Here is a 15413-nt window from a genome sequence, read left to right as displayed (position 1 = left end):
CCCACGGTGTGGATGCCCTCACGCTTGAGGCAGTTGTAGGAACGGACGGTGAGGTCCAGATCCTCGATCGGCAGTGCCATGTCTGCTGCCAGGGCAGCGTCCGTCGGCGACGGGCCAATCTMGATACCTTCAGCTGCGGTGTTCAGCTCGCGTGCGAGACCGAAGAGTTCCACCAGGGTGGTACCTGCGGAAGCAACAGCATCGCGCGGGGCGATGGCCTGCTTGGTCTCGACGTCGACAATGAGCTTGTCGAAGTCGGTGCGCTGCTCAACACGGGTTGCTTCCACGCGGAAAGTAACCTTCAGGACCGGCGAGTAGATCGAGTCGACCGGGATACGGCCGATCTCGGCGTCGCCGGACTTGTTCTGAGCTGCCGAAACGTAGCCGCGGCCGCGCTCGATGGTCAGTTCGAGTTCGAACTTGCCCTTCGAGTTCAGCGTGGCAATGTGCAGATCCGGGTTGTGGAATTCGACGCCGGCCGGCGGAGCGATGTCCGCGGCGGTGACGACTCCGGGGCCCTGCTTGCGCAGGTAAGCAACAACCGGCTCGTCGTGCTCGGAGGAGACCGACAGGCTCTTGATGTTCAGGATGATCTCAGTGACATCTTCCTTGACACCCGGAACCGTGGTGAACTCGTGCAGCACGCCATCGATCCGGATGCTGGTTACAGCGGCACCGGGGATGGAGGAGAGCAGGGTACGGCGGAGTGAGTTTCCGAGGGTGTAGCCGAAGCCCGGTTCCAGCGGTTCAATGATGAAACGCGAGCGGTTTTCGGAGACTACCTCTTCGGAGAGGGTGGGGCGCTGTGCAATGAGCACTTAGGTTTCCTTTCGGCGAGCATCCGCTATATGACGCAACACAGGTGGTGGAAATGCGGTCTGAAGACTTAACGCGGCTGGGCTTGCCCGGACCGCAACGGTCCGGGCAAGCTCAAACTGCTGGAAAGGCTTAGACGCGGCGGCGCTTCGGCGGGCGGCAGCCGTTGTGCGCTGCGGGGGTGACGTCCTGGATGGAGCCAACCTCGAGGCCAGCGGCCTGCAGCGAGCGGATTGCGGTCTCGCGTCCGGAACCCGGTCCCTTGACGAAAACGTCAACCTTGCGCATGCCGTGCTCCTGAGCACGCTTGGCAGCAGCTTCGGCAGCCATCTGGGCTGCGAACGGGGTGGACTTACGCGAGCCCTTGAAGCCAACCTCACCTGAGGAAGCCCAAGAGATAACAGCGCCGTTCGGATCCGTGATGGAAACGATGGTGTTGTTAAAAGTGCTCTTGATGTGCGCCTGGCCCAGCGCGATATTCTTTTTGTCCTTCTTACGCGGCTTGCGAACCGCGCCACGAGTCTTTGGGGGCATTTTTTTCTCCTACAGAAAGTTATCGGGGAAAGCCTTGTAAATCCCGAAGGATTTAACGGGCCTTCTTCTTGCCTGCGACGGTGCGCTTCGGGCCCTTGCGGGTACGAGCGTTGGTCTTCGTACGCTGCCCGCGGACGGGCAGGCCCTTACGGTGGCGAATACCTTCGTAGCTGCCGATTTCGACCTTGCGGCGGATATCAGCTGCTACTTCGCGGCGAAGGTCACCCTCAACCTTGTAGTTGCCTTCGATGTAATCACGCAGTTCCACCAGCTGTGCATCGGTGAGGTCCTTTACGCGGACGTCAGCGCTGATGCCAGTGGCAGCCAGGGTTTCGTGTGCACGGGTCTTGCCCACGCCGTAGATGTAAGTAAGCGCAATTTCCAACCGCTTTTCGCGGGGAATGTCTACGCCAGCGAGACGAGCCATATTGGCAGTACTCCTTGAATAAACCGGAGGTCGTAGGCAGTACACCCGCACGTTCTGTGCGGCCCCAGCCTCCGACCGGGGGTTAGCTGTCCGGGCTCTTGCGTCCCAATTCAGCTTGTGCTGCCTTTATTTACTTGCGTGGGTTAGCAACCCAGGGTTTCCTTCAAAAGAAGGAAATTAGCCCTGGCGCTGCTTGTGGCGCGGGTTCTCGCAGATCACCATGACCCGGCCATTACGGCGGATCACTTTGCACTTTTCGCAGATCTGCTTGACGCTCGGCTTGACCTTCATGGCATTCCTTTGCGTGTGGCAGTTGATCAACTGGAGCAGGCTTCAGCTCATGCTGAAGCCGCCCAGAATTTACTTGTAGCGGTAGACGATACGACCCCGAGTGAGGTCATACGGGCTCAGTTCCACCACTACGCGGTCCTCAGGGAGAATCCGGATGTAGTGCTGGCGCATCTTGCCTGAGATATGCGCGAGTACGATGTGCTTGTTGGTCAGCTCAACGCGAAACATCGCGTTGGGCAGCGCCTCAGTCACAACGCCTTCGATCTCAATGACCCCGTCCTTCTTGGCCATACCCTCCGCTAACTGTTGTTGCCGCAGCCCTGCCGGGATTGCACCGGACATGACCACGAACGTTTTTGTTGGATCGGTTATCACCTCAGGCCCCAAACAGGGCACAGCAGGGCAGACAACCAACAAGCAACACTACCCTTTATCCGGGCAAATGTTAAATCGAGCATAGTAACCTACATCCCGCTGTACGCACCATATTCGCCGGCGGGAGTGCTCACCGCCTCCGCGCTCCGCACGCCGTCGAGGATGGCCAAACGTACGACGTCGGCTGCCGCACTCTGCAGCGTGACGAGACTTACCTGCCGAGCAGTTTCAGTACTCCGGTCCAAGGGCACCTCACCAGTGGCAAGGCAAAAGACAGTATCCCCATCGGCCAACGTGTGAGACGGGTTCAGCGCCCGCGCCAGTCCCGCATGCGCCGCTGAAGCAGTTCGTTTGCACTCGGCTACGTCAAGAACGGCATTGGTTGCGACAACAACCAGTGTCGTGTTCAGCCCTTGTGGTTCCAGCGCAGCGCCCGTCCCACCACCCATTTCGGTAACCACAAACGGCAGTCCCAGCGCGTTCACTACCGCCAAGGCTCCGACCACAACGCCGTTTTCCAAGCGAACCGAGGCTGTCCCCACGCCGCCTTTGAACTGCCCCCGGCCGATGACTGCCCCGGTGCCGGCACCCACGTTGCCGCGTCCGACGTCATGCCCGTCCCTCTCGGCAGCTGCGGCGGCCGTTGCCGAGTAGCCCATGTCCGCCGTCGGGCGTGCTGAGAAGTCACCGCCCCGGCCCAGGTCGAAGATGGCTGCGGCGGGGACGATCGGCACTACTCCCCCGGGCACGGGGAATCCCCTGCCGTTGTCCTCGCACCAGCGTTGGGCTCCGTGGGCGGACACGAGCCCGTAGGCGCTGCCGCCGGTGAGGACCACGGCATCCACGGTGGACACCAGGGTGGTGGGATCCAGGGCGTCGGTCTCATGGGTGCCCGGACCACCGCCGCGGACGTCCACCGATCCCACTGTCCCCGGCGGCGGCAGCACCACTGTCACCCCGGTCAGCCAGCCGTCGTCGTTCTTCTGTGCGTGCCCCACGCGGATCCCCGGTACGTCGGTAATGGCTCCCATAGGCTCCATTGTGCCCTGCGTCACCGGTGGGCCGGCTCCAAAGCGAACGGTATGCGGTCCCGCGCTCAACGGCCAGTAAACGCCGGGGGAAGCCTTGGCCAACAATCCCCGGCCAGCGCCAATCCGGCCGGATACGGTTCCGGCGATGTGATGGAGTGATCTCAAATCCTTCCCCAGCCCTGCCACGCAGGCCTCCCGATTGAGATCCATGACTCCACAGCTCACGGCCAAGCCCGGCAGTTCCGCGGCACCTGAGGCCACCGGCAGGGCACAGCACCAAGGCGGCACTGTCCCCCGGCAGCGGAAGCGCTGGTCGAACCGGTCCCGCCGCGACTTCTTCGTTTTCCTCGCACTGGCCCTGCCGAACCTGCTGCTCATCGCAGTCTTCACGTACCTCCCGCTGATCAACAACATCTACTACTCCACGCTGAATTGGACGCTCGGATCCGCCTCAGCCGCCGTCGTCGGACTCGACAACTACGTCACGTTCTTCACCAGCGCCGATGCCGGCAGGGTCCTCGGCACCACGGCGGTGTTCACGGTGGCCACCGTGGGCGGCTCCATGGTGCTGGGCCTGCTCATTGCCCTGGCGCTGAACTCGAAGGTCCGCGGCACCACCTTTGCCCGGTCGGCAGTCTTCGCGCCGTACGTGCTGTCCGGCGTCGGCGTGGGCCTGGTGTGGCTGTTCATCTTCGACCCCGGCTACGGTGTGCTGGCCTGGATCCTCCGGGGGTTCGGCCACCAGAGCCCGCAATGGATCAACGATCCGCAGCTCTCCCTGGTGATGGTCATCATCGTGTACGTCTGGAAGAACCTTGGCTACTGCGCGGTGGTGTTCCTCGCCGGGCTGCAGTCGCTGCCGCAGGACGTGATGGAGGCGGCCTCGCTCGACGGTGCAAGCAGTTTCCGCCGCTTCGTCAGCATGTCACTGCCGCTCCTCTCCCCCACCACGTTCTTCCTGCTGATCACCACCATGCTCAGCTCGCTGCAGGCGTTCGACCTCATCCGGATCATGACGCCCCTCGGCGCCGGCACCAGCACCCTCATCTATGAGGCGTATCTGCAGGCCTTCGGCGCGTACAACCGGGCCGGCTACTCTGCCGCGATCTCGGTGGTCCTGTTTGTCATCCTGCTGGTCATCACGGTGCTGCAGCTGCGTTTCATTGAAAAGAAGGTGCACTACTCGTGAGCGCTCCCGCCCCCGTCGCCGTCCCCGCCGGTTCAACGCCCGGCAGTTCAACGCCCGACGCCGTCCCGCCCCGCGCGCGGCCGTTCTCCCGTGCCAATCTGCTGCAGACAGTGGTCGGCGGCTATCTGCCACTGGCCGTCGCCGTCCTGGTGGTCTTCCTGCCGCTGCTGTGGATGGTGCTCAGCTCGTTCAAGCAGCCGGGCGAAATCGTCACCCTGGACCTGCAGGTGCTCCCGGCAGCACTGGACCCGGAAAACTACCGGGTGGCCATGACTACAGTGCCGTTCGGGCAGTTCTTCCTGAACAGCACCATCGTCACCGTAGTGGGGTCCGGCATCAAGGTGATCCTTGCCCTGCTGACCGCCTACGCGCTGGTGTTCGTGCGTTTTCCGTTCAAGAACCTCATCTTCATCCTGATCCTGGTGGCCCTGATGGTTCCGGCCCAGGTATCCATCCTGCCCAACTACATCCTGATCGCCGGGATGGGCGGCAAGAACACTTTGTGGGGCATCATCCTGCCCGGCCTGGGCACGGCCTTCGGCACGTTCCTGCTGCGCCAGCACTTCCTCACGCTGCCCGGTTCCATCCTCGAATCGGCCGAGATCGACGGCGCCGGGCACTGGCGGCGGCTCTGGCAGATTGTGGTGCCGGTGTCCGTTCCCTCGATCGCCACGGTTGCCCTGGTCACCGTCGTCAGCGAATGGAACGAGTACATCTGGCCGCTGATCATCACGGACAAACCCGAAAGCATGACCCTGCYGGTAGGCCTGACGCTCCTGCAGAACTCCGAGGGCAACGGTGCCGGCTGGGGAATCATGATGGCCGGCGCAGTCCTGGTGATCATCCCCATCCTCATCATCTTCGCCATGCTCCAGCGCTACATCGTGGCCGGACTGACCCAGGGCAGCGTCACCGGCTAGCGGCCGGTGCGCCCCGCCGTCTGGCACCTCCCGTACGCACCGCCGTCGGGCACCCCTACCAACCATTCACCGCATCCAGCATCACCGAGGCACCCAACGAAAGGCAGTACCATGACGTTCACCCTTGACCGACGGTTTTTCCTCACCCTGGCCGGAGCCGGGGCAGGAGCCACAGCACTGGCCGCCTGCGGCGGCCCGTCGACCACGCCCGGCGCCACGGCGACGGCCGCTGCCGACATCGATTTCAGCGGCGTCAAGCCGGCTGCCTCCATCGACTTCTGGTCCAACCACCCCGGCAAGTCGCAGGATGTGGAAAAGAGCATCATCGAGAAGTTCCACGCCAAGTACCCGGACATCAAGGTTAACCTGGTGACGGCCGGCGCGAACTACGAGGAAATCGCGCAGAAGTTCCAGACCGCCCAGGCCGCCAAGTCCGGCCTTCCCTCGCTGGTGGTCCTCTCCGACGTCTGGTGGTTCCGCTACTACCTGAACGAGAGCATCATCCCCATCGACTCGCTGGTCAAGCAGCTGGACATCAAGCTGGCTGACTTCCGCACCTCCCTGGTGGACGACTACAAGTACGCCGGCAAGCAGTGGGCACTCCCCTACGGCCGGTCCACGCCGCTGTTCTACTACAACAAGGACCACTTCGCCGCAGCAGGCCTGCCGGACCGCGCCCCCGCCACCTGGCAGGAATTCGCCGGCTGGGCCCCCAAGCTGAAGGCAGCGTCCGGCGCCCAGTACGCCTTTATGCACCCGGCCCTGGCCGGATACGCGGGCTGGACCCTGCAGAACAACCTGTGGGGCGAAGGCGGCAGCTGGTCCAAGGGCTGGGACATCACCTGCGATTCGGCCGAGTCTGTGGCCGCACTGCAGGCTGCCCAGGATTCCGTGTACAAGGACAGCTGGGCGGGCGTCTCCTCCAAGGAATCCGCCGATGACTTCGCCGCAGGCCTGGCCTCGGCCACCCTGTCTTCCACGGGATCCCTGATCGGCATCCTGAAGTCCGCCAAGTTCAACGTGGGCGTCGGCTTCCTGCCCGGCGGCTCCAAGGAGAAGACCGGTGTATGTCCCACGGGCGGCGCCGGCCTGGGCATCCCCAGCGGTGTCACCAAGGAGGAACAGCTCGCGGCAGCGATGTTCCTGCAGTTCATGACCGAGCCGGAAAACACAGCGGCGTTCTCGGCCGCCACCGGCTACATGCCGACCCGGACCTCCGCCGACATGACCGCGGTACTGGCCCAGACCCCGCAGATCAAGATCGCCATGGACCAGCTGGCCGTCACCAAGGTCCAGGACAACGCCCGCGCGTTCCTGCCCGGCGCCGACCAGGAGATGGCCAAGGCTGCCGCCAAGATCCTCACCCAGGAGGGCGACGTGAAGGCCACCATGACTGAGCTCAAGGCAACGCTCGAGGGAATCTACACCAAGGACGTCAAGCCCAAGCTCAAGGCCTGACGCTCCACACCAGCCGGCCCGCCGGCCGGCACCGGCCGCGGCGGGGCACCTCACCTTCGCGGCCTTAAACCCAACTGGGTCGCAGTTAATGTCGTTTTGAGCGCTCATAACAACATTAACTGCGACCCAGTTGGGTTAAGCGTTGGCTTAAGGGATCGGCACGGGCGTGACGCCGAGGGGCACCAGGTGCTCCGCGCCGCCGTCGGGAGCGGACAACACCCAGATCCCCCGGTCATGGACGGCCACGGAGTGTTCCCACTGGCAGGCGCGCTTGCCGTCGGTGGTCACCACGGTCCAGTCATCCGCCAGGACTGCGGTATCGATGCTGCCGCGGACCAGCATGGGCTCAATGGCAAGGCACAGCCCGGCCTTGACCTTGGGGCCGCGGTGGCTGGTCCGGTAGTTCAGGACGTCCGGTGCCATGTGCATCTCGGAGCCGATGCCGTGGCCCACGTAGTCCTCCAGGATGCCCAGTGGCTTGCCCGGTACTGAGGACACGTAGTCATCGATGGCCGCTCCGACGTCGCCGACGTGTCCTCTCTTGGCCAGCGCCGCGATGCCGTGCCACATGGCCGCCTGTGTGACGTCGGAGAGCCGCTGGTCCTCCGGATCGGCGGTGCCCACGATCACTGTCCGGGCGGAGTCCGAATGCCAGCCGTCAACAATCGCGCCGCCGTCGATCGAGATGATGTCGCCGTCGTTGAGGACCTTGCCGCCGGGGATGCCGTGGACCACTTCCTCATTCACGGACGTGCAGACGGTGGCCGGGAAGCCGTGGTAGCCGAGGAAGTTGGACTTGGCGCCGGCCTGGTTCAGCACTGCGGCGAAGACGTCGTCCAGGTGCTTGGTGGTGACGCCGGGCACGGCCGCGGCGACGGCGGCATCCAGGGCACGGCTCAGCACCAGGCCGGCTTCATGCATGGTGCGCATCTGGGCGTTGGTTTTGTATTCGATACGGGGCTGGCCGAAGGCCATGGTGTGTCCTCTCAATGGCTGAGGCTCCTCCCGGATGCCGGGAGGAGCCTCGAATAACTTAGTGCCTGGCTCAGGCGGTCTGGGCCGCCTTGATGGCCTCCATGACGCGGTCGGTGACCTCGTCGATGCCGCCGATGCCGTCAACCTTGGTCAGGATGCCGCGGTCGGCATACTTTGCCACAACTGCTTCGGTCTGCTCGTGGTAAAGGTCCAGACGGTGACGGATAACGGCTTCGTTGTCGTCGCTCCGGCCGGTTTCCTTGGCACGGCCCAGGAGGCGGGCCACGAGTTCCTCATCGTCGGCAGTAAGCTGCAGGACCACGTCGAGCTTCTCTTCGCTGGTGGCGAGGATTCCATCGAGGTAGTCCACCTGCGCGGTGGTGCGCGGGTAGCCGTCCAGGAGGAAGCCGTTTTCGACGTCGGACTCGCTGAGGCGGTCGCGGACCATTTTGTTGGTCACGCTGTCCGGAACGAAGTCGCCGGCATCCATGTACTTCTTGGCCTCGATGCCAAGGGGCGTTTCGCCCTTCACGTTGGCGCGGAAAATATCGCCGGTAGAGATCGCCACGACGCCGAGGCGCTCGGAGATACGTTCGGCTTGGGTTCCTTTACCGGAGCCGGGCGGCCCAATAATCAACATTTTAGTCATCGCAATAGCCCTTCGTAGTGACGTTGCTGTAGTTGCGCATCTATTTGCTTGACGGTCTCAAGGCCAACGCCCACCATGATCAGGATCGAGGTGCCACCGAACGGGAAGTTCTGGTTCGCGTTGATCAGTACCAGTGCAATCAGCGGAATCAGCGCCACGAAGCCCAGGTAAATGGCGCCGGGCAGCGTGATCCGTGAGAGCACGTACTGCAGGTAGTCCGCGGTCGGTTTACCGGCACGGATACCCGGGATGAAACCGCCGTACTTCTTCATATTGTCCGAGACCTCTTCAGGGTTGAAGGTGATCGCGACGTAGAAGTAGGTGAAGAACACGATCATGGCGAARTACAGCGCCATRTAGATSGGGTGGTCCCCTCGTGTGAGGTTGTTGTTGATCCACTCAACCCACGGCTGAAGCTGCTCGCCGGCCTTGGGCTGGTTGAACTGTGAAATGAGCCCCGGCAGGTAGAGCATGGACGAAGCGAAGATCACGGGGATCACGCCTGCCATGTTCACCTTGATGGGGATGTAGGTGCTGGTACCACCCACAGTGCGGCGGCCGATCATGCGCTTGGCATACTGCACGGGGACACGGCGCTGGGACTGCTCCACGAACACCACCAAAGCAACTGTCACCAGTCCAATGGCCAGGACCAGGAAGAAGGTGCCCGGTCCCTGCGAGGTCCAGATGGCACCGAGCGAGGTGGGGAACTGCGCCGCGATGGAGGTGAAGATGAGCAGCGACATACCGTTGCCCACACCCTTTTCCGTGACAAGCTCGCCCATCCACATGATGAGCCCGGTGCCGGCGGTGAGGGTGATTATCAGCAAGATGGTGGTGATGATGCTGCTGTCAGGGATGATCGGCAGTGCACAGCCCGGGAGCAACTGGCCTGAACGTGCCAGCGACACCAGTGTCGTGGCGTTCAGGAGGCCCAGGGCGATGGTGAGGTAGCGCGTGTACTGCGTGAGTTTGGACTGCCCGGAGGCGCCCTCCTCGTACAGTTCCTGGAACCGGGGAATGACCACCCGGAGCAGCTGCACGATGATGCTGGCCGTAATGTACGGCATGATGCCCAGCGCGAAGATGGACACCTGAAGCAATGCACCGCCGCTGAACAGGTTGACGAGCTGGTAGAGCCCGCCTGCGGTCTGACCGTTATGCAAGCATTGCTGGACATTCTGGTAGTTCACACCAGGCGAGGGAATGAAGGCACCCAAGCGGAAGATTGTGATGATTGCCAGCGTGAACAACAACTTGCGTCGCAGATCAGGCGTGCGAAAGGCCCGGCCAAATGCGCTAAGCAAGCGTCCTCCTGTGTTGTTAATAAGCGTGGTGTGATGGGTCTCAATAATCCCAACAACCGAGTCTAACGGGTGGATCGGCCCTGCGAATAATCCGCAGGCGCAGCCGCGCGACGGGCGGCAGGAATTACTCGGCGGGCGGATGCGAAAAAACTCCCGGCGTGCAGGGCCCTGGGGTCCTGCACGCCGGGAGTTTACAACAAGCTTCTGTCCACCATCTCTAGAGAGCGGTGGTGCTTCCGCCTGCTGCGGCGATCTTTTCCGCGGCGCTGGCCGAGAATGCGTGGGCGGTGACGTCAACCTTGACGGTGATGTCGCCGGTGCCCAGCACCTTGACGGGCTGGTTCTTGCGAACGGCACCCTTTTCGACCAGGTTCTCCACGGTGACAGCGCCACCTTCGGGGAACAGCTCGTTGAGCTTGTCCAGGTTTACAACCTGGAACTCGACGCGGAACGGGTTCTTGAAGCCGCGCAGCTTCGGCAGGCGCATGTGCAGCGGCAACTGGCCGCCGGCAAAGCCAGCCTTGATCTGGTAACGGGCCTTTGTACCCTTGGTACCACGACCAGCGGTCTTACCCTTGGAACCTTCACCACKACCAACGCGGGTCTTGGCGGTCTTGGCACCCGGGGCGGGACGCAGGTGGTGGACCTTCAGAGCGTTCTGCTTCTCAGCAGTCGCGCCCTGTGCCTTCTCAGCAGTGTTTTTCTCTGCCATTTACTTCGCCTCCTCTACCTTTACCAGGTGCGGAACCGTGTTGAGCATTCCGACGGTCACGGCGTCGGCGGTGCGGACAACGGTGTGTCCGATCCGCTTCAGGCCGAGGGACCGAAGGGTGTCGCGCTGGTTCTGCTTGCCGCCAATGACGGACTTGATCTGAGTGATCTCCAACTGGGAGTCGGAGGGAATCAGGTTCTTAGCCATGACTTAGACACCCGCCTTCTGGTTCAGGATTGCCTTCACCATTGCCGGCGGAGCAACCTCGTCGAGGGGCAGGCCGCGGCGTGCTGCCACTGCTGCCGGCTCTTCGAGGCGCTTCAGGGCATCAACGGTCGCGTGAACGATGTTGATGGCGTTTGCGGAACCGAGCGACTTGGAGAGGATGTCGTGGATACCGACGCACTCCAGTACTGCACGGACCGGACCGCCGGCGATAACACCGGTACCGGCGGAAGCCGGACGCAGCATGACGACGCCTGCAGCGGCTTCACCCTGAACGCGGTGCGGGATGGTGCTGCCGATGCGGGGAACGCGGAAGAAGGACTTCTTGGCTTCTTCAACGCCCTTCGCGATAGCGGCAGGAACTTCCTTAGCCTTGCCGTAGCCAACGCCGACCATGCCGTTACCGTCACCAACGACGACCAGAGCGGTGAAGCTGAAGCGACGACCACCCTTGACCACCTTGGAAACGCGGTTGATGGTGACAACGCGTTCTATGAACTGGCTCTTCTCAGCTTCACGGCCGCCGTCGCGGCCGCCACGGCCACCACGGTCGCCGCGGCCCTGGCCACGGTCTCCACGCTCGCCACGACGAGCGCCACCACGGCGGTCGTCGGCAGCGGCTGCGGGAGCAGTGGTCTCAGTGGCCGGAGCAGCTACGGCTTCAGTCGCCTTCTGATCTGCAGACACAGTGTCCTTTTCGTTGTTTGCTTCCGTCACAGTGACAGCCCACCTTCACGTGCGCCGTCAGCGACAGCAGCGATGCGGCCGTGGTACTTGTTACCACCGCGGTCGAAGACAACAGCTTCGATACCGGCAGCCTTCGCACGCTCGGCAACGAGCTCGCCAACGCGCTTGGCCTTGGCAGTCTTGTCGCCTTCGAATGCACGAAGGTCGGCTTCCAAGGTGGAGGCGCTCGCTACGGTCAGGCCCTTGGTGTCATCGACAACCTGGACGAATACGTGGCGTGCGGAACGGTTGACGACCAGACGAGGACGTACAGCCGTACCGGAGATGCGCTTGCGGATACGAAGCTGGCGGCGGCTGCGCGCAGCCGACTTGCTCTTGTTCGAACGCTTCTTGTTAATTGAGATGGCCATGGTTACTTACCAGCCTTTCCGACCTTGCGGCGGATGACTTCGCCTGCGTAGCGAATGCCCTTGCCCTTATAGGGGTCCGGCTTCCGCAGCTTGCGAATGTTGGCAGCAACCTCGCCGACCTGCTGCTTGTTGATACCTGAAACAGAGAGCTTGGTCGGGGTCTCAACTGCAAAGGTGATGCCGTCCGGTGCGATGACATTTACCGGGTGGCTGTAGCCGAGAGCGAACTCAAGGTCAGATCCCTTGGCCTGAACGCGGTAACCAGTACCAACGATTTCAAGCTTCTTCTCGTAGCCCTTGGTAACGCCCTCGATCATGTTGGAGATCAGGGTGCGGGTCAGGCCGTGGAGTGAACGGGAGGCGCGCTCGTCGTTCGGGCGGGCGACAGTCAGGGTCTCTGCTTCCAGGGAAACCTCGATCGGGCTGGCCACAGTGTGGTTCAGCTCGCCTTTGGCACCCTTGACGCTGACGACAGAGCCGTCAACCTTGACCTCAACGCCGGCGGGAACGGTGATGGGGAGACGTCCAATACGTGACATTATTCTCTTCCTTTCCCGTTACCAGACGTAGGCGAGGACTTCGCCGCCCACGCCCTTCTTGCCGGCTTGCTTATCAGTCAAGAGGCCGGAAGAGGTGGACAGGATTGCGACACCCAGGCCACCGAGCACGTGCGGGAGGTTGGTGGACTTTGCGTAAACACGCAGGCCCGGCTTGGAAATACGACGAACACCAGCGATTGAACGCTCGCGGTTCGGTCCGAACTTGAGCTCGAGGGTCAGCTTCTTGCCAACCTCAGCGTCTTCTTCTTTCCAGGAGGCGATGTAACCTTCGGCCTTCAGGATGTCGGCAACGCGTGCCTTGAGCTTGCTGTACGGCATGGTCACGGAATCGTGGTATGCCGAGTTTGCATTGCGCAGACGCGTAAGCATGTCTGCGACAGGATCTGTCATTGTCATGGTGGGCTCTTGCCCTTCCTCATAACGGTTTCCTCGGTCCGGCCTCTGCAGGAACTGCAGGGCTGCACCGAAGGACCTGTTACGTAGTTAGATTAGTCTTCGGCCTTGAACGGGAAACCAAGCGCCTTCAGCAGCGCGCGGCCTTCGTCATCGGTCTTGGCAGTGGTAACAACCGTGATGTCCATGCCGCGGGTGCGGTCGATGGAATCCTGGTCGATTTCGTGGAACATAACCTGCTCGGTCAGACCGAAGGTGTAGTTGCCGTTGCCATCGAACTGCTTGCCGCTGAGGCCGCGGAAGTCGCGGATACGGGGCAGAGCCAGCGTGACCAGACGATCCAGGAATTCCCACATGCGGTCTCCACGCAGAGTTGCGTGTGCGCCGATGGGCATGCCTTCGCGCAGCTTGAACTGTGCGATCGACTTGCGGGCCTTGGTTACCTGCGGCTTCTGGCCGGTGATCAGGGTCAGATCGCGGACAGCGCCGTCGATCAGCTTGGAGTCCTTAGCGGCATCGCCAACACCCATGTTCACAACGACCTTCACCAGGCGGGGAACCTGGTTGACGTTGGTGTACTTGAATTCCTCAACGAGCGTGCTCTTGATGGAATCGGCGTACTTGGTCTTCAGACGAGGAACGATCTTCGCTGCCGGAGTCTCGAGAGTCTCAGTCATTAGATGTCCTTCCCGGAGCTCTTAGCCACGCGTACACGCACTTCGCGCTTCACGCCATCGCGCTCAACGGTCTCGGTGCGGAAACCGACGCGGGTGGGCTTCTTGGTGGACGGGTCAACCAGAGCCACGTTGGAGATGTGGATCGAAGCTTCTACGACCTCGATGCCACCGGTCTTGGTGCCGCGCTGCGACTGACCGACCTTGGTGTGCTTGGTTACGCGGTTAATGCCTTCAACCAACACGCGGTTGGTCTCCGGGAATACGCGCAGAACCTTGCCCTGCTTACCCTTGTCGCCGCCGCGCTCAGCCTTGGCGCCAGTGATGACCTGAACGAGGTCACCCTTTTTGATCTTAGCCATGGACTAGAGCACCTCCGGAGCCAGAGAAACGATCTTCATGAACTTCTTGTCACGGAGTTCACGACCAACCGGTCCGAAGATGCGGGTACCGCGGGGGTCACCGTCAGCCTTCAGGATCACAGCTGCGTTCTCGTCAAACTTGATATAGGAACCATCCGCACGGCGGCGTTCCTTCTTGGTACGGACGATGACTGCCTTAACAACATCGCCCTTCTTTACGTTGCCGCCCGGAATTGCGTCCTTGACGGTAGCGACGATGACGTCGCCAATGCCTGCGTAGCGACGGCCAGATCCACCGAGAACGCGAATGGTAAGGATTTCCTTAGCACCCGTGTTGTCGGCGACCTTGAGTCGCGACTCCTGCTGAATCACTATTTACTCCTTGCGTCGCGCCGGTTCTCAGGCCGTGATCTTGCTACGGAATGAGCCTTGCGGAACGGTTGATCGGGGTGTCTCTTGACCTGCCTGGATTTTGCCAGACCAGGCCTAAACTCCCGTGCCAAAAACATTTGCTTCCCAGGCGGTTCCGGACAGGTCCGAAGCGCTAGGGGGCACTATGCCGTGGCACGATTGTTTACGAGGTTGATGTCGGCGCACGAACGGCGCCATACAAACTCAAAATCTTAGCACAGTTTGGGCCAGCTCCCATATCACACCCCGGCAGTCCCTGCCCACTCCCGCCTGCTTCACGGGGGAACGCACGACGGCGTCACGCACGGCACGCTTTCGGCCCACCCTGAGTGCCACTCCCCCGGAATCCCGGCCCAGCGTCGTCGTACGCTCAGCAAATGGAGGCCGCGGGTGACGCCGGCAGGAACGCAGGAAACCCCCGCTCCCAAAAGGGAACGGGGGTTTCCGGTGCAGGACCTGCAGGCAGGCTGCGGGGTGTTACTTGGCCTTTTCGAGGATCTCGACCAGGCGCCACCGCTTAGTAGCGGACAGCGGGCGGGTCTCGGCGAGGAGCACGAGGTCGCCGATGCCGGCGCTGTTCTCTTCGTCGTGAGCCTTGATCTTGGTGTTGCGGCGGATGACTTTGCCGTACAAGGCGTGCTTTACGCGGTCTTCTACCTGGACAACGATGGTCTTTTCCATCTTGTCCGAGACTACGTAGCCACGCTTCGTCTTACGGTCACCGCGTTCGGCAGCCGTAGCTGCCGCGGAAACAGTTTCCGTCACGTTCTCGTCCTTTTCACTCACTTGGCATCCTCCTCGGTTTCAACCGTTTCAGCCTTCTCGGCCTTCTTGGTTGCAGCCTTCTTGGACTTCTTCTCTTCCTTGGCTTCCACAACCGGTGCGGCAACCTCGGCACGAATGCCCAGCTCGCGCTCACGGAGAACGGTGTAGATGCGTGCGATGTCCTTCTTTACCGCGCGCAGGCGACCGTGGTTCTCCAGCTGACCGGTGGCGGACTGGAAACG

General features: G+C 62.1%; 23 protein-coding genes. 3 read left to right on the top strand and 20 right to left on the bottom strand.

Annotated elements, in window-relative coordinates; all coding sequences use genetic code 11:
- The 6 genes from AC1DIM_RS19135 to AC1DIM_RS19110 form a co-directional block, all read right to left on the bottom strand.
- Nucleotides 1-818, bottom strand: an 818-nt coding sequence (locus AC1DIM_RS19135; RefSeq protein WP_477712065.1) for a DNA-directed RNA polymerase subunit alpha, incomplete at its 3' end; no start/stop codon positions are given.
- Between the two features lie 130 nt (nt 819-948).
- Nucleotides 949-1350: a 30S ribosomal protein S11 gene (gene rpsK, locus AC1DIM_RS19130; protein ID WP_018769149.1), complete on the bottom strand. Its 402-nt coding sequence runs from the start codon at nt 1348-1350 to the stop codon at nt 949-951.
- 52 nt (nt 1351-1402) lie between these two features.
- Nucleotides 1403-1777, bottom strand: a complete 375-nt coding sequence (gene rpsM, locus AC1DIM_RS19125; RefSeq protein ID WP_028275004.1) for a 30S ribosomal protein S13 — start codon at nt 1775-1777, stop codon at nt 1403-1405.
- Nucleotides 1778-1954: 177 nt separating this feature from the next.
- On the bottom strand, nt 1955-2068 hold the full coding sequence (gene rpmJ, locus AC1DIM_RS19120; RefSeq protein WP_009358722.1) for a 50S ribosomal protein L36: 114 nt from the start codon (nt 2066-2068) through the stop codon (nt 1955-1957).
- Nucleotides 2069-2137: 69 nt separating this feature from the next.
- Nucleotides 2138-2359: a translation initiation factor IF-1 gene (gene infA, locus AC1DIM_RS19115; RefSeq protein ID WP_009358723.1), complete on the bottom strand. Its 222-nt coding sequence runs from the start codon at nt 2357-2359 to the stop codon at nt 2138-2140.
- 173 nt (nt 2360-2532) lie between these two features.
- Nucleotides 2533-3474 (bottom strand): P1 family peptidase, encoded by a 942-nt coding sequence (locus AC1DIM_RS19110; RefSeq protein WP_477712064.1) that lies wholly within the window; start codon nt 3472-3474, stop codon nt 2533-2535.
- Between the two features lie 208 nt (nt 3475-3682).
- Between AC1DIM_RS19110 and AC1DIM_RS19105 the strand changes: the two genes are divergently transcribed.
- From AC1DIM_RS19105 to AC1DIM_RS19095, 3 genes are all read left to right on the top strand, one after another.
- On the top strand, nt 3683-4663 hold the full coding sequence (locus AC1DIM_RS19105; RefSeq protein WP_477712063.1) for a carbohydrate ABC transporter permease: 981 nt from the start codon (nt 3683-3685) through the stop codon (nt 4661-4663).
- Nucleotides 4660-5583: a carbohydrate ABC transporter permease gene (locus AC1DIM_RS19100; protein ID WP_477712062.1), complete on the top strand. Its 924-nt coding sequence runs from the start codon at nt 4660-4662 to the stop codon at nt 5581-5583. Before AC1DIM_RS19105 ends, AC1DIM_RS19100 begins: the two co-directional genes overlap by 4 nt.
- Nucleotides 5584-5694: 111 nt before the next feature.
- Complete coding sequence (locus AC1DIM_RS19095) at nt 5695-7041, top strand: ABC transporter substrate-binding protein (protein ID WP_477712061.1); 1347 nt, start codon at nt 5695-5697, stop codon at nt 7039-7041.
- Between the two features lie 147 nt (nt 7042-7188).
- Here AC1DIM_RS19095 and map read toward each other — a convergent pair whose 3' ends face one another.
- From map to rpmC, 14 genes are all read right to left on the bottom strand, one after another.
- Nucleotides 7189-8016, bottom strand: a complete 828-nt coding sequence (map, locus tag AC1DIM_RS19090) for a type I methionyl aminopeptidase (protein ID WP_477712060.1) — start codon at nt 8014-8016, stop codon at nt 7189-7191.
- 70 nt (nt 8017-8086) lie between these two features.
- Nucleotides 8087-8656, bottom strand: coding sequence for an adenylate kinase (locus AC1DIM_RS19085; RefSeq protein ID WP_477712066.1), 570 nt, complete (start codon nt 8654-8656; stop codon nt 8087-8089).
- 5 nt (nt 8657-8661) lie between these two features.
- Entirely contained in the window at nt 8662-9972 is a 1311-nt protein-coding gene (gene secY / locus AC1DIM_RS19080; protein ID WP_477712059.1) for a preprotein translocase subunit SecY, read from the bottom strand.
- Nucleotides 9973-10189: 217 nt separating this feature from the next.
- The gene (gene rplO, locus AC1DIM_RS19075; RefSeq protein ID WP_477712058.1) at nt 10190-10684 is read right to left on the bottom strand and encodes a 50S ribosomal protein L15; all 495 of its coding nucleotides are present in this window, start codon (nt 10682-10684) and stop codon (nt 10190-10192) included.
- Complete coding sequence (gene rpmD, locus AC1DIM_RS19070; RefSeq protein WP_190987316.1) at nt 10685-10891, bottom strand: 50S ribosomal protein L30; 207 nt, start codon at nt 10889-10891, stop codon at nt 10685-10687.
- Nucleotides 10892-10894: 3 nt separating this feature from the next.
- Complete coding sequence (rpsE, locus tag AC1DIM_RS19065; RefSeq protein ID WP_477712057.1) at nt 10895-11626, bottom strand: 30S ribosomal protein S5; 732 nt, start codon at nt 11624-11626, stop codon at nt 10895-10897.
- Nucleotides 11623-12006, bottom strand: coding sequence for a 50S ribosomal protein L18 (rplR, locus tag AC1DIM_RS19060; protein WP_477712056.1), 384 nt, complete (start codon nt 12004-12006; stop codon nt 11623-11625). The genes rpsE and rplR overlap by 4 nt, the downstream gene beginning before the upstream one ends.
- A 2-nt stretch (nt 12007-12008) precedes the next feature.
- Entirely contained in the window at nt 12009-12545 is a 537-nt protein-coding gene (gene rplF / locus AC1DIM_RS19055) for a 50S ribosomal protein L6 (RefSeq protein ID WP_275212247.1), read from the bottom strand.
- Between the two features lie 18 nt (nt 12546-12563).
- Nucleotides 12564-12962 (bottom strand): 30S ribosomal protein S8, encoded by a 399-nt coding sequence (gene rpsH / locus AC1DIM_RS19050; protein ID WP_018773673.1) that lies wholly within the window; start codon nt 12960-12962, stop codon nt 12564-12566.
- A 92-nt stretch (nt 12963-13054) separates the two neighbouring features.
- The gene (gene rplE, locus AC1DIM_RS19045; RefSeq protein WP_190987319.1) at nt 13055-13636 is read right to left on the bottom strand and encodes a 50S ribosomal protein L5; all 582 of its coding nucleotides are present in this window, start codon (nt 13634-13636) and stop codon (nt 13055-13057) included.
- Complete coding sequence (rplX, locus tag AC1DIM_RS19040) at nt 13636-13995, bottom strand: 50S ribosomal protein L24 (protein WP_024366125.1); 360 nt, start codon at nt 13993-13995, stop codon at nt 13636-13638. Before rplX ends, rplE begins: the two co-directional genes overlap by 1 nt.
- Before the next feature lie 3 nt (nt 13996-13998).
- The gene (gene rplN / locus AC1DIM_RS19035; RefSeq protein WP_024366126.1) at nt 13999-14367 is read right to left on the bottom strand and encodes a 50S ribosomal protein L14; all 369 of its coding nucleotides are present in this window, start codon (nt 14365-14367) and stop codon (nt 13999-14001) included.
- Nucleotides 14368-14883: 516 nt separating this feature from the next.
- Nucleotides 14884-15192: a 30S ribosomal protein S17 gene (rpsQ, locus tag AC1DIM_RS19030; protein ID WP_275212245.1), complete on the bottom strand. Its 309-nt coding sequence runs from the start codon at nt 15190-15192 to the stop codon at nt 14884-14886.
- On the bottom strand, nt 15189-15413 hold a 225-nt coding region (gene rpmC / locus AC1DIM_RS19025; RefSeq protein WP_477712055.1), incomplete at its 5' end, for a 50S ribosomal protein L29. The genes rpmC and rpsQ, both read right to left, overlap by 4 nt.

Source organism: Pseudarthrobacter sp. 01T43 (genome assembly GCF_056398665.1).
This window is presented reverse-complemented; position numbering and strand designations above follow the sequence as displayed.